The organism is Shewanella sp. 2_MG-2023 (assembly GCF_030548905.1).
Taxonomy (GTDB): Bacteria; Pseudomonadota; Gammaproteobacteria; order Enterobacterales; family Shewanellaceae; genus Shewanella; species Shewanella electrodiphila.
The window spans coordinates 226,219-253,071 of the sequence record NZ_JAUOSO010000004.1; the positions used below are offsets into that span (position 1 = coordinate 226,219).

Here is a 26,853-nt window from a genome sequence, read left to right on the forward strand (position 1 = left end):
TTTGAGGTGAGGTTTATGAAGTAATATAAATATATAAGTCACTATCAAATACCCTTGGTTCTTATTTATTGTCTTTTTAGTAGAAATGTAAATTAGTTATCATATTTATTTTGTTCACTTCTTATCTTTTTTATATCAAAAACATTTCATTTTTGTTTCAAGTGTATGTTTATTAAGCCCTATTTATGCTTTTTAAAATTTGTCATTTAATGCCATTCCAGGTGGCTATTGGTTTATTCTTAAAATCAATTAGCGTAAGATTTAAATAAAAGTTAACAATGTTCTATCTAACCCACTAAGAGGTTGGGCAATCTACAAGGATGGAATAATAATAATGAAATTTAATAAATTGCACATAATGACCCTTGCGGCCATATATGCTGGTGGTGTTGGTGCCTCAGCGGATAGTGTAAGTCACTCCACTTCAGGTTCTAATGCAAAACCTATTGTGATAACCGATGCCATTATAAAATTTAATGAAGATCGCAATAAAGACCGAATTAATCCTGAGCAATCACAACAGCGAAATAGTAACGGGCGAAATGTGCATCGTGCGGTGCATTCGCAAACTCGAAAAGTCGATTTTGTTTATGAGGCTGATATCAGTGGTGAGCAGACTTATATTATTCAATTAGTTGATTCACCCGTTTCTCTTTATCAAGGTGGTGTAGCAGGACTACAGGCAACAACTCCTAGAATCAATAAAATCCCAGCGGCACTAAGTCCACAATTACATGACAAGCTTGATGTAAAAAGCAGTGATGTAAAATCATATGTTAGCTACCTAAAACAACAACAAGAAAACGTGGCGACCGCTATTTTAAGTACTGTCGGACAAGTGAAACAAGTTGCTGATTACCAACTTGCTTTTAATGGATTAGCGATAAAAATGACTCAAGAGCAGGCAGAGCATGTGCTTGAGTTACCTAATGTTGTCAGTGTTACGCGTGAAATCATGTACGAACTACACACCGATGTCGGCCCACAGCATATTGGTGCCGATAAATTTTGGACTGGTGAAGTAACTGGTGAAGAGTTTACTGGTCAAGGTATTGTTGTAGGGGTTTTAGACACTGGAATTAACAGTGATCATGAGTCGTTTGCCGCAAAAGGTGACGATGGTTATATGCATCAACTTCCAGCTCGATATGACAGTTATTTAGGTGACTGTGAGCAGGCTGAATTTGAGTCAATGTGTAATGATAAGTTAATTGGTGTGCGCTCTTACGATGTCATTACCGACACTTATAGTGACGAAAGTTTCCAGCCAGATAAAAATTGGTGGGAAATAGACGGCCCACTTCGACCTGCAAATGGTGAAGATTATAACGGTCACGGATCGCATACTGCCTCAACCGCTGCCGGTAATGTACTATTCAATAAAGCTTACACTCTGCCTGAAATTGGCGTGGAAAGCGATGGTCAGCCTACCGACTTAATTTTACCTCGCATATCAGGCGTAGCTCCACATGCCAACGTTATTATGTATCAAGTGTGCTTACCTGGTGATGGCACCTTAAACGGCATCACCGGTTGTCCAGGTTCTGCGTTACTGGCTGGCCTAGAGGATGCCATTGCTGATGGCGTGGATGTCATTAACTATTCAATTGGTACAGCATATGGTGCTTTTCCATGGGAAGACCCAATGGAAATGGCATTCTTATCAGCACGTGAAGCAGGTATTTCAGTATCTGCATCAGCAGGTAACTCGTTTGACCCAACTGAAGCCAACGCCCGCAGAGGTGCAATTGATCATCTATCACCTTGGTTAACATCTGTTGCGGCAACCACCCACCCACGTGAATTTGGTGTAGAAGGCAAAATGCTAACAGACTTTGTTGGTGGTGAGCAGTCGCCTCTGGACATTGAAGGTAGCGGGATTACCGATGAGTACACTGGCCCAGTCGTGTTAGCTGCAGACTATGGTTGGGAGTATGAAAAATGTAATGATCCTTTTCCTGCAGACTTTTTCTTAAACTCACCTGATGGTGAGCCTTATGCTGTTGCGCCGATTGTTGTATGTAAACGTGGTGATATAGCGCGAGTCGATAAAGCTGTGAATGTTGCAACTGGTGGCGCAGGTGGTTTCATATTACGTAATGCATCTGCTAATGAATCGTTAGCCAACGATCCTTATGCCATTCCTGGTATTCAAATAAGCTATGGCGAATTTTATGGCGATAGCAGTAATGATTATTATGGTTTGTCTGATTGGTTAAATGAAGGTAGTGACCATCATTTAACGATCACAGCTTCAACTGTCGTTACTAAAGAACGTACAGCTGATATGGTGGCTGACTTCTCTTCAAGAGGCCATAATTTCGATAATCCAGAAGTTATGTCGCCAAACTTAGCCGCTCCAGGCGTCGATGTTTATGCTGCTTGGGCTGATGATATGCCGTTTTCCGCCAATGGTATCCCAAGTGATTACCACGCGATAAGTGGGACCTCGATGGCTGCGCCACATGTTGCTGGCGCTATGGCACTTTTAAAGCAAGCACAACCTAGTTGGTCACCTGCTGAAATTCAATCAGCGCTAATGACCACTGCAAGTCTTGAAGGTATGACGCGCTCTGTTGAAGTGTATCCATTTGAAGGCATTGAGGCTGCAGGTTTTAGCGATGCGGGTAGTGGTGTGATTAATGTCGCGCGCGCCTATAAAGCAGGCTTAGTGTTGGATGAAACAGGTGATAATTACCGTGCTGCAAATCCACGTAACGGTGGCACCGTTAATACTTTGAACGTTCCATACTTTTATAACGAAGCGTGTAGTGGTTCTTGCACCATGATGCGAACCTTCACCGCGACTCAAGATGGTAGTTTCACCGTTGATGCACAGACTATGGAAATGGAAGGTGCCGATATGTTGGAGTTAGAGGTATCACCTAAAAGCTTCAGCTTAATGAAAGGTGAAACTCAAGCTATTTTACTGACAGCTAAAGTGTTGGAAGTGCAAGCACCAGGTGCTGACTCATCATCTTTACGTTTATTAGGTGATGTGACGATTACTCCAGAAAGCACAGAAATGCCTATACAGCATTTGCCTGTGAGTATTCGTTATAGTGGTAAAAATATGCCTGAAAATATCTCTGGCCAAATTCATCGCCAGCAAGGCCATATTCTATCTCCTGAGATCATGACTGATGAGATTCAAAGCTTTAACAGTGCTGTAAATGGCTTAGTTAAGGCTGAATTATTTGATGTAAATATGCAACGTACTGATGTACGAGCCCTTGATAGTACTGCTCAAGCCCGTATGGATGATGGTCAAGTGGTGACCTTCTTTGACGTACCAGAAGGCACTAAACGCATCGTTTGGGAAGTCGTTAAAGCTGATTACAATGCCTATGCTTCATTGGATATTGGTCTTGACGTGAATAATGATGGTGAAATTCAGTGGTACGATGAAGCCATTTGTTACTCAAGAGTTGATAACAACGATTACTGTGCAATCAATAATCCGACCCCAGGTACATACTGGGCTTATGGTTCAAACTATAAGTTTGACCATGAGGATTTTGATAACTTAGCGGATAATATTATTTTTGCATTAGCCATCATTGGTGATGAAGATAATGGTAATTTAACTGCTCAAGGACCTGAAACTACCAATGGCATGGAGCCTTTCAATGTGCAATTGAACTATGACCTTGCTGATGCAGCCGAAGGTGATTTTTACTACGGCTATGTTGGTTTAGGTTCTGATAGCTATAATGCCGACAACCTAGGTTATCTACCTGTCAAGTTGATGCATATTGGTACCGATACTATGGTTGAAGCCAGTCAGTCACAAGCCAAAGCAGGAGATATTGTAGACTTTACCGTCTCTGTAGAGCCTAATTTATTAGGTGGCGAACGAGCACTTAACTTGAATGCAGAGCTTGCACCTGGGTTGCAGTTGCTTAGCGATACGATTACCGTTTCTGGTCTTGAGCATTATGCAGATGACATGACTGTTGAAGGTAATAGCATTGTTATTGATACACTGCAGCCATCATCATTGGATACTAAGCGTCATTATGTATTCACCACCAATGAAACTGATAACACTTGTCGAGTGCCAGCTTCAATGCAGGGTGATGACGAACTCTATGTAGATATTCCAACTCAGTATGGTTTCACAGACTTAGGACTTAGTGGGTACTCTAACCAGTATTTAACTATTCCGATGTCGCAAAGTGGTTTACCGCATGTACCTTTGTACGGTGCACAGCAAGAAATGTTGCATGACTTGCTGCAAATTTCACCATTTGGTTATGTGAAGTTTGATGAGTTACCTGACTTCTATAACTTCCATCGTGAATTTAACGATAGCTTCCAGAGCTTCCCTGACACAATAGTTGCGCCTTTGTGGCGTGGTGATGTCTATATGCCTGAAGCAAGCTTCCGTGAAGATGTTGGTGCTACTGCTAACCTTGTTTATGGTGCGGTGATTGATGATTACTTTGTATTCCAGTGGCAAGGTGGTGAAGAAATCTATAATCGCTTTACGGGTAACCGAGCGCCGGATGCAGCAGCGTATTTTGATGTTGAAACCATAATATCTACTAAATTGGATTTTGCACCAGGACAGCATGAAATCATGTTTGGTTATAAAGCTATTCATACTAGCAATGATCACTTTGGTTCCATTGGTCTTCACGGTTACTACGGTGAACGTGGCACCTTTGGCCCTGTAACTGGTTGGTTAAGCGATGGGTTTGCTTTTAATGATGTTAACGACAAAGTGTCTGATGGTATGTTGGTGTGTGCCAACTACCAAGGGCCTGAAAGCTCAGGTTTGAAAGTGACTTTCTCAGCTCGTGTATCTGCTAATGCTGTCGGTGTTGATAACGCACTAACAGTCAATAGCCAATATTCAGATTCTGAGTTAGTGACCGTGACTGAAGTGGTGAGCTCAGCGAGTAATATTCAACTAGCAAGCTTGAGTGATCATACTGTTGCTGAGAATACTGACTTAAGCCTTGATGTGGTTTATGTTGACCAAAAAGGGACTGTAAATGGTATTCAAGTGTCAGGTGAAAATATCACTGCGGTTGCCGATGGCGATACTGTCACTATCACGCCTGATGCAGATTGGCATGGTGAAACATTAGTGACCGTGATGGTGCACGATATGGCATATCCATCTGACAGTGCATCAACAAGCTTTATGTTAACAGTTACCTCTGATGGTATTGAAAATGGTTGTACTGACTCAGATGCAACTAATTATGATGCCAACGCTAATACCGATGATGGTTCATGCGCCTTCCCAGTTGAACAAGTGGCTGAAGAGAAGAAGTCTTCAAGTGGTGGTAGTTTAGGCTGGTTAGCATTAGGTGGATTAGGTTTACTGGCAATTCGTCGCCGTAAAACTCATTAAGTAATTAGGGCCTGTTGATCTTTCAACGTTTTTTATCTTGAACAGAAGTTAACCTGTAAAGAGCAACAGACTCCAGGTATGTTAAGCAAACTAACCTAAACAAAAGGCCTCGTGAGAGGCCTTTTTTATTGAGGAAGTTAACTTTTAACCTGAGCTCTATTGGCCGTTTAATAAGGCGTAGCTTAAAAAGCCAACCCAGCTAGCGACTAATAAAATCCATGGAAGTTTAGCGTTTGATGGATGTGCAATAATGTTTTCTTCCTGCTCAGTATTTTCTTGTTGAGATTTTAGCTTTAGGCTTTGCTTACGCAGTTTGTCCCTTCCTCGGGCTTTGGCCTTTTGCTGCTTTTTGTATTCAGCAATGCCTTTTTCGATGCCTAGCGCAATTAACTTGGTTTGTTCTTTGGTTTGCGAAGGCTTTTGAGTGGCTTTTGCTACCTTCATTGCTTCATTTTGGGTTTCTTGAGAAATACTCTTTGCCATCACTGCCTACTGTCACCATGTAAATTCTCGCTACACTATACCCAATCTTGCTACCGAAGATAAATTGTAGATTAATTATTGTTAAACCATGAGCTATCGCAATGAGTGGGTGTGCGCTTTGTCGTAAAATGGTTTTTTCAATATAAGGAATCGTTAAATGTCTGACTCAATTCATGGTCGTAATGTTATTAAGTTGATGAAAGCGCAGAATACGCCACAGCCACATCAACAATGGCTTGCTCTTATGGCGCAAGAGTTTGGCGAAAATGCACAGTTTCACACATGTCGTGCTAGTGATATGACGGGTTCTCAGTTGGTTGATTTGTTTATCAGCAACGGCCGTTTAACTGAAACTGAAACTGGCTTTGAGATCAATCAATGTGGTCATTGTGCGGGTAAAGAGCATGGTAAAGAGACTCACTCACACGATTAAATGAGACAGAATTCAGTTTTGATTATTCATAAAAGCCAGTCTCTGACTGGTTTTTTTATGGGGGTAAATAATGTAACTGGATTCTTTAATCGTGACAAATGCGCTGTCTTAATGAGATATATTGTCATAGCACTAAAGCATTTTTTAATTAAGATATTGATGAATTACCTATCACCTGCTTAAATTGTAAACAACATAGGATGCAGGAAATCATGGATGAACAAACTTAACAGTCACCCCATTAGTCGTCGCAGTTTTATTAAAACTATCGCTGGTGGCGCTGCCGTCAGTTTTACTATTTCAAGCCTTCCCATCTCTTTGCTTGCTGCAGAATCCCCACCTTTAACCGATATTTCCCCTGAGCCAGCATGGGCACCTGAGCCTGGTGTTGCGCAATGGCGGATCGATGGTAAGCCAAAAGTCATGGGGCAAAAGATATATGCTCGTGATTTTCGTGCTCGCGATTTAGCGGAATATGGCTGGCCATATCAAGCTGAAGAAAGGGTGGTGTATGCCCTAAGAACCAATCGGATAAATACGATTGTAATGGATTATCAGCTTTCAATGCTCCCAGCCGAATTACAACCCATTACCATTATTGATGCGCACAAACTGGTTGAAGATAAAGTGGATATTAGCTGTGATATGAAAAAGCCATTTTTTGTGTGTGCCAAGAATAGGAACAAGAGTAAGAGTAAGAGTAAGAGTAAGAGTAAGAGTAAGAGTAAGAGTAAGAGTAAGAGTAGGCATGTTGCTGATTATTACGGCCAGCCTGTAGCTTTGCTAATTTTTGCAAATTTTGATGTCTATCGCCGTGCTAAAAAAATCCTGCAATTTAATCAAGATACTATTATTTATGGTGATACAGTTACTCCACTTCAGCCGAGTATTTATGGTAACTCTTATGAATATGTAAAAGGCTCATTGAATGATAATCCCTTCAATGTGGTACATGATGAGCCTGAGTACTATAAAAGTCACAGTCCTTTAGTAAAGAGCAACATTAATTCTGCCATTGAGGTTAACACTGCCTCTGGAGTGTGGCAGCAATATTCTGCTAATTATGTCACTCAAGTTATGGATCCTATGTTCATGGAGCCTGAGGCTGGTTTAGCTTGGTATGACAAGCAATCGTCTCGTCTGCACTTATTACTCGGTACTCAATCACCCACAGGGGATATATCTGGAGCAGCAGAAATATTTCGAAATGCAAAATGTACTTATAATGTCAGTGAAGTAGATTTGATTGCTTGCTATCCAGGAGGAGGATTTGGTGGGCGTGATAGCTCTTACTTTACCATGTATTTAGCCATGGCAGCGCCCTATGCTAATGGCTATCCATTGCGCTGGGCACAAGACAGATTTGAGCAATTTCAAGTCGGGTTAAAACGTCATCATACTGAATTTACAGAAAATTTATGTATTGATGATAATGGCCTTATTCAAGCTGTTACTGCGAGTTTTACATTAAATGGGGGAGGAAGAAAAAACTTAAGCCCTTATGTTGCTGAACTTGCAGCGTTAAGTGTCTGTAATGCATATAATATCCCGCAAATCATCGCTTATGGTGAAGCCCTAGATACACCTGATTTAATTGGCGGGTCGCAACGTGGGTTTGGTGGACCACAAGCCTTTATTGCTTTAGAAACCTTATTGGATCAGGCTGCAGAAGATACAGGTCGAGACCCTTTCACTATCCGCCGTTTAAACTTGCTTGATAATCAGAGCACAACGGTAACAGGTGCACCTATTCAGCAAGATTTACAATTACCCCAAATTCTTGATGTATTAGAAGCTCAGCCATTGTGGACTAACCGTGAGGCAACAAAGCAACAGTTTGCCACTCAAGGGCTTAAATATGGTGTGGGGTTAGCGTTAGCAAACGAAGCGTATGGTACCGGTGGTGATGGTATGTTTGGCGCTGTGATGATTAACCCTGATGGCAGCATTACTGTTCGCACCCCCTATATCGATATGGGTAATGGCGCAGCCACGGCGCTTGGCTTAGCACCATCTGTTTGGTTAGGGAAAAATGCCAGTAATATTATGATGGGCGATGCTGGATTTTTTAATAATCTTGGCTTAACGAAGATAGATGCTTACCCTTCTTGCGAACCATCAGATGTTCAAGATGACCCTGCGAAACAAGTGGCACAGTTATCGGGTTCATCAAGTGCTTGTCTTGGGGCTTTTTACCAATACCATGCCGTATCATATGCGGGGCTAAGTCTACTTATAGGCTCTGTTATCCCGGCTTTACAGCAGCTTTGGCAAACACAAGTGGACTATAAACTGTTAGCTTTCTCCCAAGGAAGTATCAGTCTAGAAGGGTTTCCTGCTATTGAATGGAGCCAGATTGTTGAAGTAATTTTTAGTCAGCAACTACCCAATAGCGCTGCCGTTCATGCCAGCTTTGTTGGCGAGTTCGTCAATGCTGACTTTAGCTTTTCTTCATCAAGCCAAAACCCAATCACTCTGCCTTTAGACTATATTGCCCTTGGCACCTCGCCTAATGCTTTACAGACTGTCACTCGAACTAATATGACTACACTACCAAAGGTTAATTCACGTTATGGGCGTAGCACTTACGCACCGAGTGGGGCATTAATTGCGGTATCTGTCGATCCTAACACTGGTTATGTTGTTGTTGAAGATTGTATTACAGCGTTAAGTGCAGGTGTGCAACATTGCCCGCAATTGGTGAGTGGCCAATCTCAAGGTGGTGTTGCAATGGCAATGGGTTATGTACTGTCTGAAGACTGCCCTTTAAGTCCTGAAGGACCAGGTGCTGGCAATTGGAATTTAGATAAATATAAGCTAATGAAAATGGGTAATGTACCTTTAAATCAACAGTTGCTGGTTATGCCTCCTGCCGATAATGAAGCGACTGCGCGGGGCATTGCTGAGGCTGTAATGTGTCCAATTCCTCCAGCTATTCTCAACGCATTAGCGATGGCAACTCAACATCGTTTTACACAGTTACCTGTAACGCCAGCGGCAATAAGGACGGCAATCTAATGGATAATTTACGGATTTCTTTTGTGGTAAATGGTGAGGAAACTGAAGCGCCTACTACTGATGGTGATATGGCTTTAGTTGATTATCTACATGAACGACTAGGGTTAACTGGGACTAAATTTTGTTGTGGTATAGGAGAGTGCAGAGCGTGTACTGTTGCCACTAGAAATGGCCCTAACGCAGCAATGCAAACGACTTTATCTTGTTCAACTCCGGTTGATAGTTTGACAGGCTTAGAAATTTTTACTGTAGAAGGATTACAACAAGGAGATGAGTTGTTACCTCTTCAGCAAGCTTTTTTAAGGCACTTTTCTTTTCAATGTGGCTATTGTACTCCTGGATTTTTGATGGCCACCTGGGTGTTATTGCAGAAGTTACAGCTTTCTCCCATTTCAGAGAATGAGCTGGATGATGCCATAGAGCAGGGTGTTGGCCGCAATATTTGTCGCTGTAGTGGCTATGTTAGATATTATCAAGCAATCAGAGAGTTAGCGCTGCCTTTAACGAGGGAGCACTTGTCATGAAGGGATATAAACGATTTTTACCAGCTTGGTTATTTTATATTTGCAACTCAATATGTGTTTTAGCCTTGATTGGCTGTGATAGCTTGGGTACATCATCTCAGCAGAAGCAGAGTACAGTGATTGATGAAGTGGTTATTGTAGAGCCAAACCAATCGATTATTGAGTATGGCCAACAGTGCGCAAACTTGGTTGCTGAGGTGCCAGCATTTGACTGTAATGACGGGGTTGATGTGCCAATTACAGTTAATGGGCAAATACCAGAGTATCAAGAGTATACGCAAAATATGGTTTGCGACCGTCCTGCATTATTGCCTTATGGTGAAGGCACTTTTGGCCAGTGTACTCCTTATTCTAAGGTGTTAGATTTATCAAATAAGACAACTCAAATATCTGCTTTTTGTCGCCGAAAATACCTTCGACCCGATGATAGTCCGTTATATGACGAAGTTGACGTCATTTTGCATAGTACCACTACAGGTGATACGTGTTGGTTTCATGCTGAAGCCCCTTCTGGCACAAGTGCCGGCTTTGATGCTTCAAGGGTACCACCACCTAATGAAGTCAGTCCTCCTCCAGGGCATGTTGATGCAATGACTTTTTGGTGGAAGCCGCTTGATACAGTGAGCAAGAATTGTGGTGGTTGTCATGATGCAGATCCGTTTATGTATAGTCCATATATAGGGCAGGTTTGGCAACATGTGCCGGTTGATCCATTCGGACCATATAATAATGCGATTGGTGATTTTGCTCTGTGGCCAACGTCTTCAAGCATTGAAACCGAGGGAAATACCTGTACCACTTGTCATCGGATTGGTAATTTAGGGAGTTGTGTTAATGTCGATCTTGAAACGGGACAAACATTCCCTGGTAATATTCAAGTCGCCTCTGGAATGGCATTACCTGTTAATGGAGGGGATCAATTAGCGAACCAGTATCCTTTGAGTACTTGGATGCCGATTAATAATTTCCATAGCCAAGCGTTTTGGCAACAGGTATACAGTCCTTCAGTATCAGCTTTGTTGTCATGCTGCGATAATCCTCAGCAACTTCAGTGTCAATTAATTCCAATAACAGGTAGTTGAGCTAACTGATGCCATAAAAAAACGCCACTATTGAGTGGCGTTTTTATCACAGGTGACGGCTTAGCCTATCACGCTTAAATAGCCTTGCAAGATTATGGCATTAACAATATCAATAAAGAACGCGCCTACAATTGGCACTACCATAAAGGCTTGTGGAGAAGGGCCTGTTCTTGATACTAATGCACCCATATTCATTACAGCGGTTGGTGTTGCTCCCATACCAAACCCACAGTGACCACCTGCCATTACCGCGGCATCATAATTGCTACCCATCAACCTAAATGTCACGAAATAAGCAAAAAATGCCAGGATAATACCTTGAGTCAGCAAGATGATTAGTAATGGGATTGCAAGGTCAAAAATTTCCCATAACTTTAGATTCATCAATGCCATAGATAAAAATAGGGCCAATGACACCGTACCTAATATATCAACACTTTCTTTATTGATTTTAAATCCACGGGTTAACTCAGTGATGTTAGTGATAACAACACCTAAGAATAATGCATACACAAAGTCAGGCATTTTGAGCCAAGTGAGCCCTGATTCATGTACAAAGCTGCCAAACCACTTAGCACCTGCAACACAAAGCAATAATGTAAACAAGGTTTCTAATATACGTTTTGCAGTGACTCTGTCTTCTTCTAATTGGTCATAGGTGACCAAATCAGGATGATCTTTATGATGATTACCACCAACACCATAAGATGACACTAAGTTGTTCTTATTAATTAAGCGTTGCGCGACTGGTCCGCCAATAATACCGCCCATAACAAGACCGAAAGTTGCAGCAGCCATGGCAAATTCAAGCGTATTAATGCCGTAAGAGTCTTGGAATGTTTGCGCCCATGCTGCTCCGGTACCATGTCCACCAGAGAGAGTAATAGAACCAGCAATAAGCCCCATTATTGGTTCTAAACCGAGTGCTGAGGCCATGCCTACACCGACACCGTTTTGAATAATAATGTAGAGAGAAGCAATACCTAAAAATAAAAAGACTTTACTACCACCCTTGAGTAACAGCTTATAGCTGGCCGCTAACCCAACCGAACTGAAAAACATCAGCATCAAGGTGTTTTGCATCGATAAACTAAACTGCAGACTGACATTATTAAAATGCAAAACCGTGATGATTCCAGCGATAATCAAGCCACCTACAATAGGTTCTGGAATATTGTATTTTCTGAAAACGGCAACGTGACGGTTAACGCTATGGCCGATGAATAAAACTAAAATCGCGATAAGAAACGATTCAAGCTCTCCAATTGAGTAGACTGTATTCATGAAACTCCTCTTTGTAGCAGTAAAAAACAATTACGCACTGCCGTAACGCATCACCACATGGTATGCCTTTTATATATGACTCAAATTAATTAGTTATGCTGATTATAGATTATGAAGAAGCTAAATATAATGAGATTAAAGCCAAATGAAGGATTAACCAGCTGATCCAAGCTGTAATTAACATGGTCTTAAAGGGATTGAGAGGAATGTTAGCGTAATAGTTGTGAATGTAAAGTTGCTAGGTTCAGTTTGTTGCGTTTTTGAGGGTGATAAATCCCGAGAGATCTGGCTGGTGAATTCAATCTACAGTGGTGACAAAAAGTACGCTAAATCTGATCCCGCAATGAGATTCTTGATTTCTATTGCATTAAAGAGTGGAACCCAATTATGTTATGAATTCCACTTTGTTCTGATAAACCTCATCATTCAACAAGTGATTGAAATCGCTTGTATCAAGCTAACGGTTTAGCTGAATTAGTCTACAGCAACCATCACATTGCTTGCTTTGATTATCGCGTAAGCATTACCGCCAACCACTAAACCTAGTTGCTCACAAGATTTTTTCGTCACAACAGAAGTGATTTCTACGCCTTGAGCAAGCTCGATAACTACTTCGTTGTTGACTGAACCTTCTTCAATTGAAAGAATTTTTCCAACGAGCGAGTTGCGTGCACTGATCTTCATAATGTTTGTAATCCTTGTGTGTTATTTTTTTGTATCTAAATGATACTTATAGATAATTTATATTATAAAAATGTATTTGCAATCGTCTTGTACGACTAATGAGAATAGTTTAGTCGTTATTTTGGATATTTGAGGGGTGCTTCGCACTTTAAGTGATAAAAATGTAATTTATCTTGCTAATTTATTGTCATTCTTAAGTTGTATTTTTGATATGAATTACTAGTCAAAAGTTTTTTGTTTTAATTTAAATAGTTGTTTTTCAGTTACTTATGTGTTTCGTGTTTGTCAATATTTTGACTTGTTAACCTGATGTGGTCAATGTTAAAATGTGCTTAGATTTAGGATGTAATAGATACTCTAACGGCAAACTCGTTGTAAAATGAGGACGCAAAGTGACAGCACAGGCAGGTCTGTGGGCTGCATTACTGAGTGTTAAAAGATGGCAGATTGTTTGTACAACTTATAACACTAGGATTTTATATGAAATTAACAAAGAAGTTAGGGATGCTGTTAGCACTGTCTTGCTCCACAGTTTCTATGGCTCAAGCTAATGATCTAGAGCTTGTTGCTGGTCAGTACTTTTATGGCTATGAAGACCAGTTTAATAATGGTACTTGGGGGATTATTGATGACCTCGACTTTTCAGAACTACAAGAGGAAAACCCCAATTCACTTAAACGCGAATTGAAAGCGCTTTATTCTGAAGATGGTAAAATGTACTTTGACGTGCAGTGGACTCGAAAAACACTGAAGAAAATGTTTCCTGCTGAATGGGAAAACGTAAAGTCATTGGACGGTGATGAGCGCCGAGCTGCTATCAAACAGCTCCGTAATCAAGCTTGTGACGCGCGTATGGAAGTGGGTTATGCCACTACTTACGGCATTGATGGTGAAGGTTACGCAGCAGAACTTGATACGCATGCATGTAATAATGAACAAAAGCTAGGTACAGTCAGAATGCGTACATATGTACCTACTGTACCAGGTGCTGAATACGCTATTTCAGTTAAATATCAAAAGCGCGATTATGATTATGAAAGACTTGGTGCCCGCAATGAAGAGCAAGCATTTCGCGATTTGATTGTTCGAGTCGGTTCTGAAAAGCATAAACTCTCTATTGATGCAGTTGAAGGCGAGTCATTAGATCAGGGCTTTAAGAAAGCCTGGATAACATTTACTGCTGATCGCTTTTATACACCGCTAATTTTACGTGATAGTGGCTTTCCTGATAGTTACGGTATTTTAATCCGCGGAGTTCAAGCTTTTAAAACAGCTGATAATGAACGCGAGCTGGAATGTTCGGCTTATTATGCTGCCCACACGCGAGCGTTAAAACGTTGTTTAGTTGGGGATGTCGACCCTCAATCTATCGGCTGTGATTTGACAGCTGCTAACATAGAGTGGATTCAAGGGGAAAAAGTAAGTACGAACCCTGATCGTTCTACCGTTTCGAATGTTTTTAGTACTGCTAATGATAAGTTTTTAACGCTAGGTCAAGCGGGTAAGCTTAAGTTAACCATGAGACAGAACGGTATCAATGCTGCTTGCCCTATTGCTGGTAAAACTCTTAAATTCAATGAATTTACTGCAAATGATCAAACGTATTTAACTTACGCTGAGAAAGGGGTTATCGGTATTAAGCTAATAGGCTGTGAGGACGAAAGCCAAAATGGTCGCACACTATTAGCGAACCAACACTACTCTGCGGATCCAGAAAACCCTTATGAAGTTCAAACCAGTGATATTTTTGAATACAACTTCGCTCCAGAGTTTTACCAAGGTTGTCGTTTATCTAAAGTGGTTATCACAGATAGAACAGACCAGATCCCTGAAACTCAAGAAGGCTATATTTCTTACAGTTTAGGTATTGAAGTCAACAGTCTTAATTTGACAACTGAAGATTAATTTCAGTTTTTCGACTCTAAAAAGCTACCTTCGGGTAGCTTTTTTTTTGCTGTTTAAAAGTGCTATAAAGCTCACCGAGTAACGAACTCTATTCGTCACACTTTGATCATGTTGGTGTCACAAAATTCTCTCACAATAATCCAATTAGATTAGATGCTCTAATCGTAATCGTATCAGTAACAATTATAAATAAAGGAATAGGTATGAAGTTGTCAGTGACGAGACGTGATTTTTTGGCGATGTCTTCAAAAGGTGTTGGGGCTGTGGTTGTCTCATGTGGCTTAATGGGGTGCGTTTTTGATGATGACGATGAAAAGAGCGTTAATGCAGACTTTCTTCATGGTGTAGCAAGTGGTGATCCTACTCACGATGCGATTATTTTATGGACCAGAGCAACGCCAGAAAATTCGCAAGATAACGAAGTGAAAGTGTCATGGGAAGTGGCTACAGATGAAAATTTTGACTCAGTCGTGACAGATGGCCAAATGGTAGCGACTGTAGATCAAGACTTTATTGTTAAAGTCGATGCCGTTGGTTTAGAAGCGGGCACAATTTATTACTATCGCTTTAAAACGGCTAATAAAGTGTCTGTTGTAGGTCAAGGGCGCACCTTACCTGAAGGCGCTGTGAGTGCTGCTAAATTTGCTGTTATGTCATGCGCTAATTACCCAGCCGGTTATTTTAATGTATATGAATTAGCTGCTCAGCAAGATGATTTGGATGCTGTGATCCATCTTGGGGATTATATTTACGAATATGCTCGCGATGAATATGCCAGTGAAAAAGCCGTAGAGTATGACCGACAAGTGCTACCCGAAGGTGAGCTATTTACATTGGCCGATTACCGTACTCGTTATGGTCAGTATCGCACTGACACAAGTTTGCAAAAACTGCACTCTGCTGTCGCATTTATTACCGTTTGGGATGATCATGAAGTCGCGAATGATACTTGGCGTGATGGCGCTGAAAATCATAATGATGACGAAGGTGATTTCGACACAAGAAAACAAGCGGCGTTGCAAGCTTACTTTGAATGGTTGCCAATTAGACCATGGACAGAAGGTAACCATGAGGAAATCTACCGTAGTTTTGCATTCGGAGATTTAGTCGATTTACATATGCTGGACACTCGTGTGTTAGCTCGTGATAAACAATTGGAATATGCCACTTACACAGATCCTGCAACAGGTGCATTTGATAGCCAGCAGTTTATGGCTGATGTCACCAATACTGAGCGCACCATGCTAGGTCAAGAGCAATTATTATGGCTGCAAAGCTCACTATTACAGTCAACGGCAAAATGGCAAGTCTTAGGGCAGCAAGTGTTAATGGGGAGCATGTTACTACCTGCTGCGATTGCTACACTGCAAATGAGTATTCCTGAATTTGCTCGTTTAGGCGGATTAGCGCAATTAGCAGCAAGAGCACAAGCTGGCGATCCGAGTCTCACCGCTGAAGAGTTAGCCTATTTACAACAGAACCAAGCTGAACTGACTGATGAAGTACTAGCGTTACTGCAATTACCTGCCATTCCATACAATCTAGATGCATGGGATGGTTATGCTTATGAACGTGAAGTCATTTTCGCGTCAGCTAAGTCTATGGGACATAACTTGGTTGTCATCGCAGGCGATACTCATAATGCTTGGGCAAGTGATTTAACTGATGCAGCAGGGGATACTGTTGGGGTTGAGTTTGCAACGAGTTCAGTGACATCCCCAGGTCTTGAATACTATTTGGGCTTACCAGATGAGCAAATTCCAGCAACTGAAGCGGCTTTGGTGGATCTTGTTACTAATCTTAAATATACCAATATTAACGATCGTGGTTTGTTATTACTGACATTTACTCAAGATGAAGTAAAAAGTGAATGGATGTATGTGGATACCATTGCAAGCAAGACCTTTACTGAGAACTCATCTCGTTCACACTCCGTGACCAGTGCTGCGGGTAATCCTGCCATAAATTAAAGTGAAGCTTTGATTTTATAGCGCGTTTTAGACTGCGTTTTAGAGAGTATAGTAAAGCTACCTATTAGGTAGCTTTTTTGTTTACTGAGCTTCTAATTTACCCAACTTTGACTATTAATCCTTGTTAATGAATCTCTAAAAATCTTCACACTATACTCATGGAACTTGGCAGCTCAAACGGATATGCAGTGCTATCTGAAGAGTCATGTATATTGTTGATAATAAGAATTTATCTTGAGAGTAAATGCTAGTGGCGAGGTTGGTGCTGGAAATGTAAGCAGAAAACATGCTAGCTTAACTTAAATGATTAAATGCTCATCTAATGATGAGTGAAGTTGTGGTCGTTAGAAAGGGAAGGTTACGCCAAGGATGTCGAACAAAAAAATGTTTAACTCATATTTCAAAAAACAGCTATTTACCCCGTTATATATAAAGTCATTGCTTAAAAGCCCATTGCTAGGCCCTCAGTTTAATTCAAAATTTATATTGTCTGTTGGAGTGCTAAGTTGCTCTTTATTGAGTGCTTGTAGCTCAACAACATCAACACCCTCAGCGGCTTCATTACCCATGCCGGAAACTGCGAGCTATTTCATCAAGTCCGAAGCGCCATCAACAGTGCCTTCAATTGAAAGTTTGTCAGAGTTACTACCACAGCAGAAACAAGAGCTTAATGAATTTATAGCCCGTGACGATATTGTCGGTTTGTCGAAAAGGTATCAAGTTGCCCGATTTATTGAAGATAAAATGGTCAACTTTAATTATGAGGGCTTGAATTACAGCACTTCTCAAGCTTGGCAGCAGCGCGCGGGTAACTGTATGGCATTGGCGATGCTGACCTATGGAGTTGCAAAGCACTTAGACGTAAGAGCTGTATTTCAGGTCGTTCACTCGGCACCATTATTAACGCATATTTCTAATGACCTTATTGTAACCTCTGATCATGTTCGAACATTTTTGTATGAAACCGATGCTGGCGGCGTGTATTTAAACGGTAGTGAATTTACTGTGATTGACTATTTCCCAGATAGCAATGATCGCACTGGTGGGGTGGTGAGTGAGCATGAATTTATTGCAATGTTTTATCGTAACCTTGCAGCTGATGCTTTATTAGCGGGCGAATTAACCTATGCTTATACACTTCTTGAAAAAGGGCTCTCGTTGGCTCCTCGGTATGTACCATTGATCAATATGATGGCAGTAGTGCATAGACGCGTTGCCGAACACCAAATTGCAGATGCGTATTATCAATATGGGTTACAGTTTGAATCGAATTCACTTAGCTTGTTGAGTAACTATCAATACTCCTTGTCTGAACAAGGAAAAGCACTTGAAGCGGATGCCGTTCTTCAGCAATTGCTACAACTTGAAAATCATACCCCCTACGGTTGGTATTCGATGGGAATAGAGGCATTAACTTTACAACATTATTCAGCGGCAGAAACTTATTTTAAAAAGTTCATTAATAACAGCCCTTATTATCATCAAGCTTATTATGAATTGGCGAAAGCGCAGAATGCTTTGGGGAAATATGTCAGTGCTGAAAAAACCATTCAACAAGCGTTATCACTTACTTCAATGGGCGAGAGTCAGCAGAAGTATTTAGCCAAGTTGAATTGGCTAAAGCAATCTACAAAGCAAGAAGTGGTTGAGTGACAGCTGTTGTACCTTTGCGTTTCATTTGCATAAAAACCATTAACTGGCTTTTATGCAAACGTAATGTTCTGTATGACTAATCAATATTTAACGCCACGATTTTTAACGGGTGGTTATCATCAAATGAAGGGAAGTCTTCATGGCAATGAAGCCATTCGATAGTGCTTACCTGACGCCCTTGCTTTTCTACACAGCGTACTAGGCTATTTAACCAAGCTTCTCGGTCAACTTTAGCGACATTGTTACAACAAACAATGGTACCGCCGTCTTTTGTAGCTAACATGGCAGGTTTAAATAAACCTTGATAATCATTAATTAAATCAACGGTACCGAAAGGGCTTTTAGCGAAACGAGGTGGGTCTAAAAAGACTAGGTCAAATTGAGTTGCTGCCAGTTTTGGATACTTTGGTAGTTTTTGGCCTCGACGACCGCCAACTTTAAGTCCTGCTAGCTGCCTTAGGGCAGGAAACGCATCACTTTGAATGAACTCACAAACTTCTGATACATGGTTTAGCTCTGCATTTTTCTTACCTGCTGCAAGGGCAAAAGATGAAAAATCCACATTAACAGCCCGAGTTGCTCCGCCCATAGCAGCAGCGGTACCAATACCACAAGTGTACGAAAACAAGTTCAATACTGTTTTATCTTGGCTATTGGCTCGTACATATTCTCTGCCTATACGCATATCAAGAAACAATAATGGGTCCTGGCCTTCATGGCGAAGTTTAGAGGTGAACTTTATTCCATTTTCCTCAATAACTTGTTCTGAGCAAGCAAACTCATGATGTTCAGTTTGTAAGTTGTTTTCTATTCGAGAATTTCTTTTAGCACGATCATTATAGATCACAGGCAAAGGCGTTAGAGCAGTGAGTAAATCCGTTATTTGTTCTAGTTGTTCTTCAGTTAATGTTTGATGAAATGTTTGAATAAGCCAAGCATTACCGTAACGGTCAATATTAAGGCCATTTTCGCCTTCTACAGTGCCATGAAATAAGCGAAAGCAATCTGTTTGATTGACTTCGGATTGAGCGAGAAAATCAGCTCTTTGATTAATGGCTTGGGTTAACGAAGACTGAAGTGACATAAAAATGCTCGGTGACAAGAAAATTGAATAATGCGTAATTATATCAAGCTTGGGCGCATCTGTCGGTAAAAGCGCATTAAAACTAAATTGTAGATTTGTCTATCACTGACTAAGCTAAATAAGAGGTTAAATATCAATAAAGTGACCTAGCATGATTATTTATGTTTTAAGTGTATTGAACCGTGAAAAATCAGAATAATATTACAGGTATCTATCCCAACTTGGTTAGATTCTAGGGGTTTTAGTTGAAATCGTATAATGATCCTGCTTTTTTAAAAGTATTAATGGTTAGGTTTTTTATTGCCACACTGTTTTGCACTTTAGCTGTTAATAGTAAAGCTGATGAGGTGGTATTTGATCCTTTAGAGACTATTTATAACAGCCAGCAAGGTCGTGAGTTGGTTGAACTCTATTATCAAGCAGATGCAGAGCCTGAAAAAGTCGAAGCAGAGTTAGAGGTACTTAACAATCAAGGTGCTATAGATGAGAACCCCTATTACAAAGCCATTTATTATCGCATTAAGCATAATATAACCTTGGGGCGAACTGATATTGAACAAGCTGAAGTTATTGCGAAGGCAATGTATCAATACGGTCAAGATGTTGATCAACAATGGGTCGTGGCAGAGGCATTAACTTTAAAAGGTATTCTCGCCGCAAGACAAGGTGAAGGGGATAAAGCGAAACGCTTGATCGATCAGGCAATTGAATTAGCCTCACAGTTAAATTATCACCGCCTGTGGGCTAGAGCCTTAAATGCTAGGGGCGTATTACATTCTCGTGATTTACAATATGAAGCCTCGCTCAATGATTATCATCAGGCGATCTCCTTACTACTCAATATCAAATACAATAACTTTTTAAGTAAAGTTTATTCTAATATTTCAGTTGTTTACTCGCGCGTTAAAGATTGGCCTAATGCAATAAAATACAATGAGCTAGCAACAGATTTATATATCAACAGTGGCGCAGCGAGCTTTGAGCATTTAGTCGTGCTATACAGCAATGCCAGTCACATCATGCTGCAAGTAAATGATATTGAAGCGGCGACTGACTTCAGTCAAAAAAGTACAGCGGTCGCTCGTAAGTCAAATAATGCGCAATTAGTGGTTAACGCACTGTGGACTCAAGGTGAGCTTTTAATCAATCAGCAGCGTTATTTAGAGGCTGAGTCTATTGTTATGGAGTGTATTGAACTGTCGGCTGGAATGTACGACCCACTAGCGCGTAATCAATGCCTGTATGGTTTAAGCCAAGTACGTTTGTACCAGCAGAATTTTGAAGACGCTGAAACTAATGCGCTACAAGCGTTGGCTGGTTTTACTGAAATTAATAATCAAGATTTTTCACTCAGCGTGCATCAGTTATTAGCCAATTTATACCAACAAACGGAACGATTCCCTCAAGCTATCACCCATTTGATTGCTTATTACGAAGGAAGGAAAAAGCAGCTATTTGATAAACGCGAAGAGCAAATATTTGAACTGCAAATGAAGTTTGATACCCAATTACAAGAAGAGAAAATTGCCCTTTTAACCGCAGAGAATGAGCTCGCAGCAGCCACATTAGAAAAGAAAGGTTTGCAAGAGAAGCTGTGGATGCTGGTATTGGGTATATCTTTTATCGGCTTAGTGTTTTTGATTCATCGTTATGTGACTCATGAAAAGCGAATTAAGCACTTAAGTTCCACTAACAAAAATTTATTCATGCAATCAAACAAAGATCCGTTAACGGGTCTGCATAATCGCCGTTATCTTGAAAACTTTGTCGAGCATAAGGCGATAAGATCTCAAGTGAGTTATTACAGCGTCTTGATGCTTGATTGTGACAAGTTTAAAAATGTGAACGATACCTATGGTCATGAAGTGGGTGATGAAGTGCTGAAAACCTGTGCTGAAAGGTTGCAAAGCTGCATTAGAGGCAAAGATATTTTAGCTCGTTGGGGTGGCGAAGAGTTTATGGTGTTACTGGCGTTAGAATCAGCCGAACTACAACCACAGGTGCTTAAGCGATTTAATAATGTGATTGCTGAACAGCCAATGAAAATTGCCGAATTAGAGTTATTTGTGAGTATTTCTATTGGTGCGACAATGCCAGTGGCTGCCAATGAACTTGTAAAAGGCTGGCTACATTATAAAACCATGGCCGATGTTGCTCTATATCAAGCTAAAGGCCAAGGTCGAAATTGTGCTGTAATCAGCCGAAATGAAGAGGTGCTGTAGCTTTAAACGTTATGGACCTTAAAGGTTTTATCGGCAATGACTTTTTCATTCAGCTCTAATGTCATTCGCCAATTACCCACTTTATTACTCACGGGTGACCAAATACAGTCGCCCAAGTAAAACTTCCAATCGTTTTCTTTGATATACACTTCACCATCAAATGGTGGGCGGACATTGCCATCGGCATCAGGAATATCAGGATGGTAAATACAATACTTTAGTACTTGGTTTTTAGCTTTTTTAATGCGAGTAACAAAGCCAAACTCCATATCCAGTTCAGCAGGCACATGGACGGTCGCTTTCAAAAAGCGGGGTAACTCATCACTGTCTGAATCCCATTGGCTGAAGATGCCTGACTGGATAATGCTGATATCTGCTTTTAATTTACTCATGAAAGTTTACTTTATCGACGGGTATTGGCTGAAGTTACTCTGCTGATGATAAATGCTTAATCGCTGCTTGCATTGCAAACTCATAGCCTTGAATGCCTAATCCGCATATCACCCCAACAGCTTTATCTGAAAGGTAAGAGTGGTGTCTAAATGGCTCACGGGCATGCACATTGGAAATATGGACTTCAATGAAGGGAATATTCACTCCTAATAGTGCATCACGTAATGCGACACTTGTGTGGGTAAACGCGGCAGGGTTAATCACAATAAACTGAGCATCAGTTGCATGAATGGCGTTGATTAATTCAAATTCAGCATTGGACTGAATATGATCAAACTCGATACCCGCTGCTGCAGCTTGAATCTTAGCATTTGCCACTAGTGTGTCTAAATTATCACTGCCGTATAAACCCGGTTCACGACGACCTAATAAATTTAGATTAGGGCCATTCACTAATAAAATTTTGGCTTGAGTCGTCATTGAGGTTCCTTGCTAAGTTAGTGAGTCACTATTAATACATGAGCTAATGTATCTTATGTCAGTGTAATTTATCACGTTAATGAATGCCAAACGGGGAATTATTTTCATCATTATAAATGATTCAAATCTTTGCTAATAATCTGACTTTCCGCTTCGTAATACTTTGGTTGCACCACGTTTCTTTTTAGAGTCGACCCTGCGGCGTTGGCTTCCTTTGGTTGCCTTTGTGGGAATACGTGCCTTTTGCACAATGCCGACGCCTTTCACCAATTCAATAAACTGCTCTAATGCGAGCTGACGATTAAAGTCTTGGCTGCGACTTTGCTGACATTTGATGATGATTTTTCCGCTCTTGGTTATGCGGTGATCAGCTTTTGCCAACAGCTTTTGCTGATAAAACTCCGGTAATGAAGACTGTCTGATATCAAAAATAATCTGTGCCGCAGTAGAGACTTTATTAATATGCTGCCCGCCCGCACCACTTGAACGGATAAATTGCCATTCAATTTCATTGTCTTCAATGCTGACGCGGTTGGTAATATTTATCATTTTTAGGGTTAACTTAACTATTTTTAGCGCATTAGTGTGGAGAGTTTAACAAACTTTTCTATAGTACTGCTGATAAGATTTGTTACTATCAGCAAGAATATAGGCTGTCGTTGATGAATTAATATTGTCAGCCAGCCGCAATACCGTTGGAGTTGCTTTATGTTGTGCCAAATCCCAGATATCGCCGAAGGTGTTATCAGTTTATTTGTCAGTGGCCGTTTATCTACCGAAGATTACCAAACACACTTGCAGCCGTTAATCACTCAATATCGAGAAGATAGCGGTAAAGTACGTTTATACATTGAAGCCGATGTGCTACTTGAAGGTTGGGACGTTAGCTCGTTATCGGGTGGTGATAAAGTACAATTACCGCACTTTGATGCATTAGTCTTTGTTGGCGGACCAGACTGGGTGGGCAATGCGGTCAATTTACTTGGCCCATTTATGCAAGGCGAAGTCGCTTGGTATCCGCTAGAACAAAAACAACAGGCAATTGCTTGGCTTCAACAATAAAGACTGTGATGCCAATTTAATCCGTTTTAATCATGTTATTTCAAGGAAGTATTAGACAATGTTGAATAAAAAAGTAACCCACTTAGCCACCAAATTAACTGTTATTTTCGCAGCTGCAGCTTTGATATTAGGCCTTAGTGCTTGTGCACCTGAAGTGGGGAGTGAAGCTTGGTGTAAACAAATGCAAGATAAACCAAGTGGTGATTGGACAGCTAATGAAGCCGCTGATTACGCTAAGCATTGCGTATTTTAAGATTAAAACGCTAGACTGTCAGTGTACTTAGTTTAGCGTATTTTTTTACCTTTACAGTATAACTTTAGTGTCATTTTAATATCGAAAAAATACTTTTTTCAGATGTCTTTCATCCCTTTGTGTGATGCTAATTTAAGTGAATTGAACAAAAATTAATTCTGTACAAATAATAAACGATAGCTTTATGTGTCCAAACACGGATCGTTAAATTGGTTATGGAATTGACTATGAAACTTAACACCCTACTCGCCTCAATTATTATTTTTTTACTGCTTATTACAGGCTGTAAAATGACAGATATCAAAATTCCTGATCTAACAACGTTATTAAATTCATCAGAAAACTCTCTAACTATACCTGTTTCATACCTTAAACCAGCAAGGGAGCCTAGTAGCCAAAATATGCATCGAATTGCAGTTGTTTATGATAAAAGAGAACTTGAAGCTTCAAGTTTACTTGAGGCTAACTTGGCCAGTATCAAACTGAACAATTCTCCGTATTTTACACTTGTTGAGCGCTCAGCGATTGAAGCCATAATTGATGAACAAAAAATGCATGATGGCATACTGACTGACTCTGCGACCCGAGTGAAGTTAGGAAAGTTAACCGGCGCTGATACATTGTTAAGTGGCAAGCTTTCCATTAATACAATAAATACAAATTATAAAGAAGAGCGACAAGAGTGTATCAAGCAAGGAGATAATTGGTATAAGTGTGATAAGTACCGAACATATTCCGTTTCTTGCTCTAAGAAGGAAGTCGTTGCAAATTTAGACCCCAAAGCTATATCTGTTGAAACGGGCAGGATTATTTTGTCTAAGAAGTATCGTCAGGTAGCCGAACATAATTATTGCAATGATGATAATGAAGCCAATTTATCTGATGAGAAATTAACATCAGAGGCTTTAGCAAAGATATCTACTGAACTGAGGGCTGATGTGGCCCCATTTTTTGCTACGACGGATGTAGAACTTATGGAAAGTGTCAGTAGTAAAGTATCCGAAAAAGCACAAGATTTGTTCAAAATGGGGGTCGAATTTGCTGAAGAGCAGCTATACGAAAATGCATGTCTAATGTTCAAAAAATCTCAAAGTGAATATGCTTCCTCTATTGCTATTACTTATAACAATGCAGTATGTGCAGAATTTAGCGCAGATGTAGAAATGGCAGAAGCGTTTTATCATCATGCTACAGAAATGACAAATGATATAGATGCCCTTAAGTTAATCATTGCTGGCGAAAAACGGATTAAACAAAGATTAGTTGATACTAATAATGTTGAAGCTTTAAATGCTAGTGGGGCAACTTAATGCAACAACTTATTCTAGTTAGATGCTTTAAGTTTAGTATTCTTCTTTGCGCTTTTTTTACTTCATCTGTTTTTTCTTGTAGTTGTAGTCAATATTACATGCCACTCAAGGCAGAGCCTACTTGGGTGGTAAGTCAAAAAAGTAACGACTTAATATCGTTAGCATCAGGTGCCTATCAATGTAGCGGGATAAAAAGCCAAGACGAAAAGCGTGCAGATGAAGCTGCGCGAGTGTCATTATCCAAATTGATTAATACTCATGTCATTAGCGAAGAAAGGACTGCCATATCTGTTCATAACTCCATTGCAAAAAGTAAATATCAAGCCATTGCGTTACAAAAAAGTCAGCAAGTATTGAAAGGAGCCACAATATTTGATCGCTGGATTGATCCTCAAAATTGTATCGTGTATTCAGGCATAAAAGTTTCTCAACAAGATTTGCAGGCAGGTAAAGCGGAGTTGGAACATCAATTTAAACAGAAGCTTATTGCGCATAATACTTGCATTAAGGCATCCGGTGAACAAAGCGAACAGATAAAAAGCTTATTAAGTGAAGAATTAGTACAGCAAGGCATGATGTTCAATACTGCTAAAAAGTGTGAAATAACATATTTGATAGACAATCAAGTTGAGCTACTCAAAGCTGATGCAGCCATCAATTATTTAACGATAAAGGTTCTCCATGAAAACCGCTCTATTTGGCATAAAACTTACAAAGGGAAGGGGGTTACCTTTGGAGGAAAGTCGGCAATTGAACTGTTTGAATTAGCTATGGCTGATAGTATCGATTTGTTCCATGTTGATCTTATGAATGAAGCAAAATTAGAGCGCCTTCCTTATGAGTAAATTCATGCAAGGAGTGTCAAAAGTTGCTACAGGTTCCAGTATTGAAACTGAGCCAAAAGTAAAAGGCTTTTGGGCTAATCTATCGCGATTTATCATTTATTCGTCGCTTGTTTTAATGGGACTAGGCAATTGGAATGGAACAAAGAAGCTATTAACAGAAGGTTATCAAGGTTTCATTACCCACTTTACTGACAGGGTAGAAGAGCAAAAATTAAATGGTATCAACGTAGGTAACTATTTACCTTTTGTGGAAGCTAAAATAGGTGTACCACAAGTCATTAAAATTTCTTCAGTGGATCAAACACTTCAATATCGATATTACAAACAAGATAAATACTTAATGACTGTCATTAGTCGCCAGCAGCGGGTTGAAGGGCTAGTTGTTCACAGTTTAGTTCATGGCAGTATAGTGTTATCCGCTTTCTCACCAGATGTTCCATTTACAGACTTTAATTTGACTCAAGATGACATAGGGTCTATTTCAAAGCAAAACAATAGTTTCTTTTTTGACCATCATAATCTTGTTTATTTTATGACTTATCGTAATTTAGGCTCCAAAGGTATGAACTTAAATATAACTTCTGGTTTTACTGAATACGGACAGCAATACCAAGATACAAAAACACTTTTATCTCAATTAGAGCAAGCATCTATGTTAGATAAATCGGATGAAATAGAGGCGTTAGTGGGCCAATTGTTATTACAAAAGGCCAGTTTTTATGCGGTTACAGCTCTTGAGCCTGAAACGATTGCGGATGCTTTATTAACAAGACAAGAATTTAATACCTATTTCAAAGGATGAA

Annotated in this window: 21 protein-coding genes and 1 riboswitch; of the genes, 14 read left to right on the plus strand and 7 right to left on the minus strand. The window is 40.2% G+C overall.

Annotated features, from left to right (window positions below; translation table 11 throughout):
* Positions 1–334: 334 nt before the first annotated feature.
* On the plus strand, positions 335–5,365 hold the full coding sequence (locus tag Q4600_RS06325) for a S8 family serine peptidase (RefSeq protein ID WP_303513888.1): 5,031 nt from the start codon (positions 335–337) through the stop codon (positions 5,363–5,365).
* A 156-nt stretch (positions 5,366–5,521) separates the two neighbouring features.
* Here the strand turns inward: Q4600_RS06325 and Q4600_RS06330 are convergent, their stop codons facing one another.
* Positions 5,522–5,848, minus strand: a complete 327-nt coding sequence (locus Q4600_RS06330) for a DUF2956 domain-containing protein (RefSeq protein WP_248956151.1) — start codon at positions 5,846–5,848, stop codon at positions 5,522–5,524.
* Between the two features lie 157 nt (positions 5,849–6,005).
* Here Q4600_RS06330 and Q4600_RS06335 point away from each other — a divergent pair, with 157 nt between their 5' ends.
* The 4 genes from Q4600_RS06335 to Q4600_RS06350 all read left to right on the plus strand — a co-directional run bounded on the left by Q4600_RS06335 (position 6,006) and on the right by Q4600_RS06350 (position 10,905).
* A complete protein-coding gene (locus tag Q4600_RS06335; RefSeq protein WP_303513889.1) occupies positions 6,006–6,281 on the plus strand; it encodes a YecH family protein in 276 nt (91 codons plus the stop codon).
* A gap of 216 nt (positions 6,282–6,497) precedes the next feature.
* On the plus strand, positions 6,498–9,299 hold the full coding sequence (locus Q4600_RS06340; RefSeq protein WP_303513890.1) for a xanthine dehydrogenase family protein molybdopterin-binding subunit: 2,802 nt from the start codon (positions 6,498–6,500) through the stop codon (positions 9,297–9,299).
* Entirely contained in the window at positions 9,299–9,823 is a 525-nt protein-coding gene (locus tag Q4600_RS06345; RefSeq protein WP_248956154.1) for a (2Fe-2S)-binding protein, read from the plus strand. The genes Q4600_RS06340 and Q4600_RS06345 overlap by 1 nt, the downstream gene beginning before the upstream one ends.
* Positions 9,820–10,905, plus strand: coding sequence for a hypothetical protein (locus Q4600_RS06350; RefSeq protein WP_303513895.1), 1,086 nt, complete (start codon positions 9,820–9,822; stop codon positions 10,903–10,905). Before Q4600_RS06345 ends, Q4600_RS06350 begins: the two co-directional genes overlap by 4 nt.
* A 60-nt stretch (positions 10,906–10,965) precedes the next feature.
* Here the strand turns inward: Q4600_RS06350 and gltS are convergent, their stop codons facing one another.
* Together gltS and Q4600_RS06360 are read right to left on the minus strand one after the other, a co-directional pair.
* Positions 10,966–12,189, minus strand: a complete 1,224-nt coding sequence (gltS, locus tag Q4600_RS06355) for a sodium/glutamate symporter (RefSeq protein ID WP_102528453.1) — start codon at positions 12,187–12,189, stop codon at positions 10,966–10,968.
* Between the two features lie 474 nt (positions 12,190–12,663).
* Entirely contained in the window at positions 12,664–12,873 is a 210-nt protein-coding gene (locus Q4600_RS06360; protein ID WP_102528454.1) for a molybdopterin-binding protein, read from the minus strand.
* Positions 12,874–13,225: 352 nt separating this feature from the next.
* Positions 13,226–13,303, plus strand: a riboswitch (cyclic di-GMP riboswitch).
* A 50-nt stretch (positions 13,304–13,353) separates the two neighbouring features.
* On the opposite strand from Q4600_RS06360, the gene Q4600_RS06365 reads away from it, so the two are divergent.
* The 3 genes from Q4600_RS06365 (at position 13,354) to Q4600_RS06375 (ending at position 18,401) form a co-directional block, all read left to right on the plus strand.
* On the plus strand, positions 13,354–14,778 hold the full coding sequence (locus Q4600_RS06365; protein ID WP_102528455.1) for a hypothetical protein: 1,425 nt from the start codon (positions 13,354–13,356) through the stop codon (positions 14,776–14,778).
* Positions 14,779–14,981: 203 nt separating this feature from the next.
* The gene (locus tag Q4600_RS06370; protein ID WP_303513898.1) at positions 14,982–16,748 is read left to right on the plus strand and encodes an alkaline phosphatase; all 1,767 of its coding nucleotides are present in this window, start codon (positions 14,982–14,984) and stop codon (positions 16,746–16,748) included.
* Between the two features lie 369 nt (positions 16,749–17,117).
* The gene (locus tag Q4600_RS06375) at positions 17,118–18,401 is read left to right on the plus strand and encodes a tetratricopeptide repeat protein (RefSeq protein WP_303513900.1); all 1,284 of its coding nucleotides are present in this window, start codon (positions 17,118–17,120) and stop codon (positions 18,399–18,401) included.
* A gap of 76 nt (positions 18,402–18,477) precedes the next feature.
* Here Q4600_RS06375 and Q4600_RS06380 read toward each other — a convergent pair whose 3' ends face one another.
* The gene (locus Q4600_RS06380; protein WP_303513901.1) at positions 18,478–19,485 is read right to left on the minus strand and encodes a class I SAM-dependent rRNA methyltransferase; all 1,008 of its coding nucleotides are present in this window, start codon (positions 19,483–19,485) and stop codon (positions 18,478–18,480) included.
* 245 nt (positions 19,486–19,730) lie between these two features.
* Here Q4600_RS06380 and Q4600_RS06385 point away from each other — a divergent pair, with 245 nt between their 5' ends.
* Positions 19,731–21,707: a GGDEF domain-containing protein gene (locus Q4600_RS06385; protein ID WP_229370764.1), complete on the plus strand. Its 1,977-nt coding sequence runs from the start codon at positions 19,731–19,733 to the stop codon at positions 21,705–21,707.
* A gap of 2 nt (positions 21,708–21,709) precedes the next feature.
* Here the strand turns inward: Q4600_RS06385 and Q4600_RS06390 are convergent, their stop codons facing one another.
* The 3 genes from Q4600_RS06390 to arfB all read right to left on the minus strand — a co-directional run bounded on the left by Q4600_RS06390 (position 21,710) and on the right by arfB (position 23,129).
* Positions 21,710–22,099: a DUF3859 domain-containing protein gene (locus Q4600_RS06390; RefSeq protein ID WP_303513903.1), complete on the minus strand. Its 390-nt coding sequence runs from the start codon at positions 22,097–22,099 to the stop codon at positions 21,710–21,712.
* A 34-nt stretch (positions 22,100–22,133) separates the two neighbouring features.
* Positions 22,134–22,580, minus strand: a complete 447-nt coding sequence (gene aroQ, locus Q4600_RS06395; RefSeq protein ID WP_248956161.1) for a type II 3-dehydroquinate dehydratase — start codon at positions 22,578–22,580, stop codon at positions 22,134–22,136.
* Positions 22,581–22,712: 132 nt separating this feature from the next.
* On the minus strand, positions 22,713–23,129 hold the full coding sequence (gene arfB, locus Q4600_RS06400) for an alternative ribosome rescue aminoacyl-tRNA hydrolase ArfB (RefSeq protein WP_303513905.1): 417 nt from the start codon (positions 23,127–23,129) through the stop codon (positions 22,713–22,715).
* 159 nt (positions 23,130–23,288) lie between these two features.
* Between arfB and Q4600_RS06405 the strand changes: the two genes are divergently transcribed.
* The 5 genes from Q4600_RS06405 (at position 23,289) to Q4600_RS06425 (ending at position 26,852) form a co-directional block, all read left to right on the plus strand.
* Positions 23,289–23,642, plus strand: coding sequence for an STAS/SEC14 domain-containing protein (locus Q4600_RS06405; protein ID WP_229370767.1), 354 nt, complete (start codon positions 23,289–23,291; stop codon positions 23,640–23,642).
* A gap of 58 nt (positions 23,643–23,700) precedes the next feature.
* Positions 23,701–23,895: a DUF3012 domain-containing protein gene (locus tag Q4600_RS06410; RefSeq protein ID WP_102528464.1), complete on the plus strand. Its 195-nt coding sequence runs from the start codon at positions 23,701–23,703 to the stop codon at positions 23,893–23,895.
* A 227-nt stretch (positions 23,896–24,122) separates the two neighbouring features.
* On the plus strand, positions 24,123–25,205 hold the full coding sequence (locus Q4600_RS06415; RefSeq protein ID WP_157936222.1) for a CsgG/HfaB family protein: 1,083 nt from the start codon (positions 24,123–24,125) through the stop codon (positions 25,203–25,205).
* A complete protein-coding gene (locus Q4600_RS06420; protein WP_303513910.1) occupies positions 25,205–26,050 on the plus strand; it encodes a hypothetical protein in 846 nt (281 codons plus the stop codon). Before Q4600_RS06415 ends, Q4600_RS06420 begins: the two co-directional genes overlap by 1 nt.
* Complete coding sequence (locus Q4600_RS06425; RefSeq protein WP_102528467.1) at positions 26,043–26,852, plus strand: ETEC_3214 domain-containing protein; 810 nt, start codon at positions 26,043–26,045, stop codon at positions 26,850–26,852. Before Q4600_RS06420 ends, Q4600_RS06425 begins: the two co-directional genes overlap by 8 nt.
* The last annotated feature ends 1 nt before the right edge of the window (position 26,853 follow it).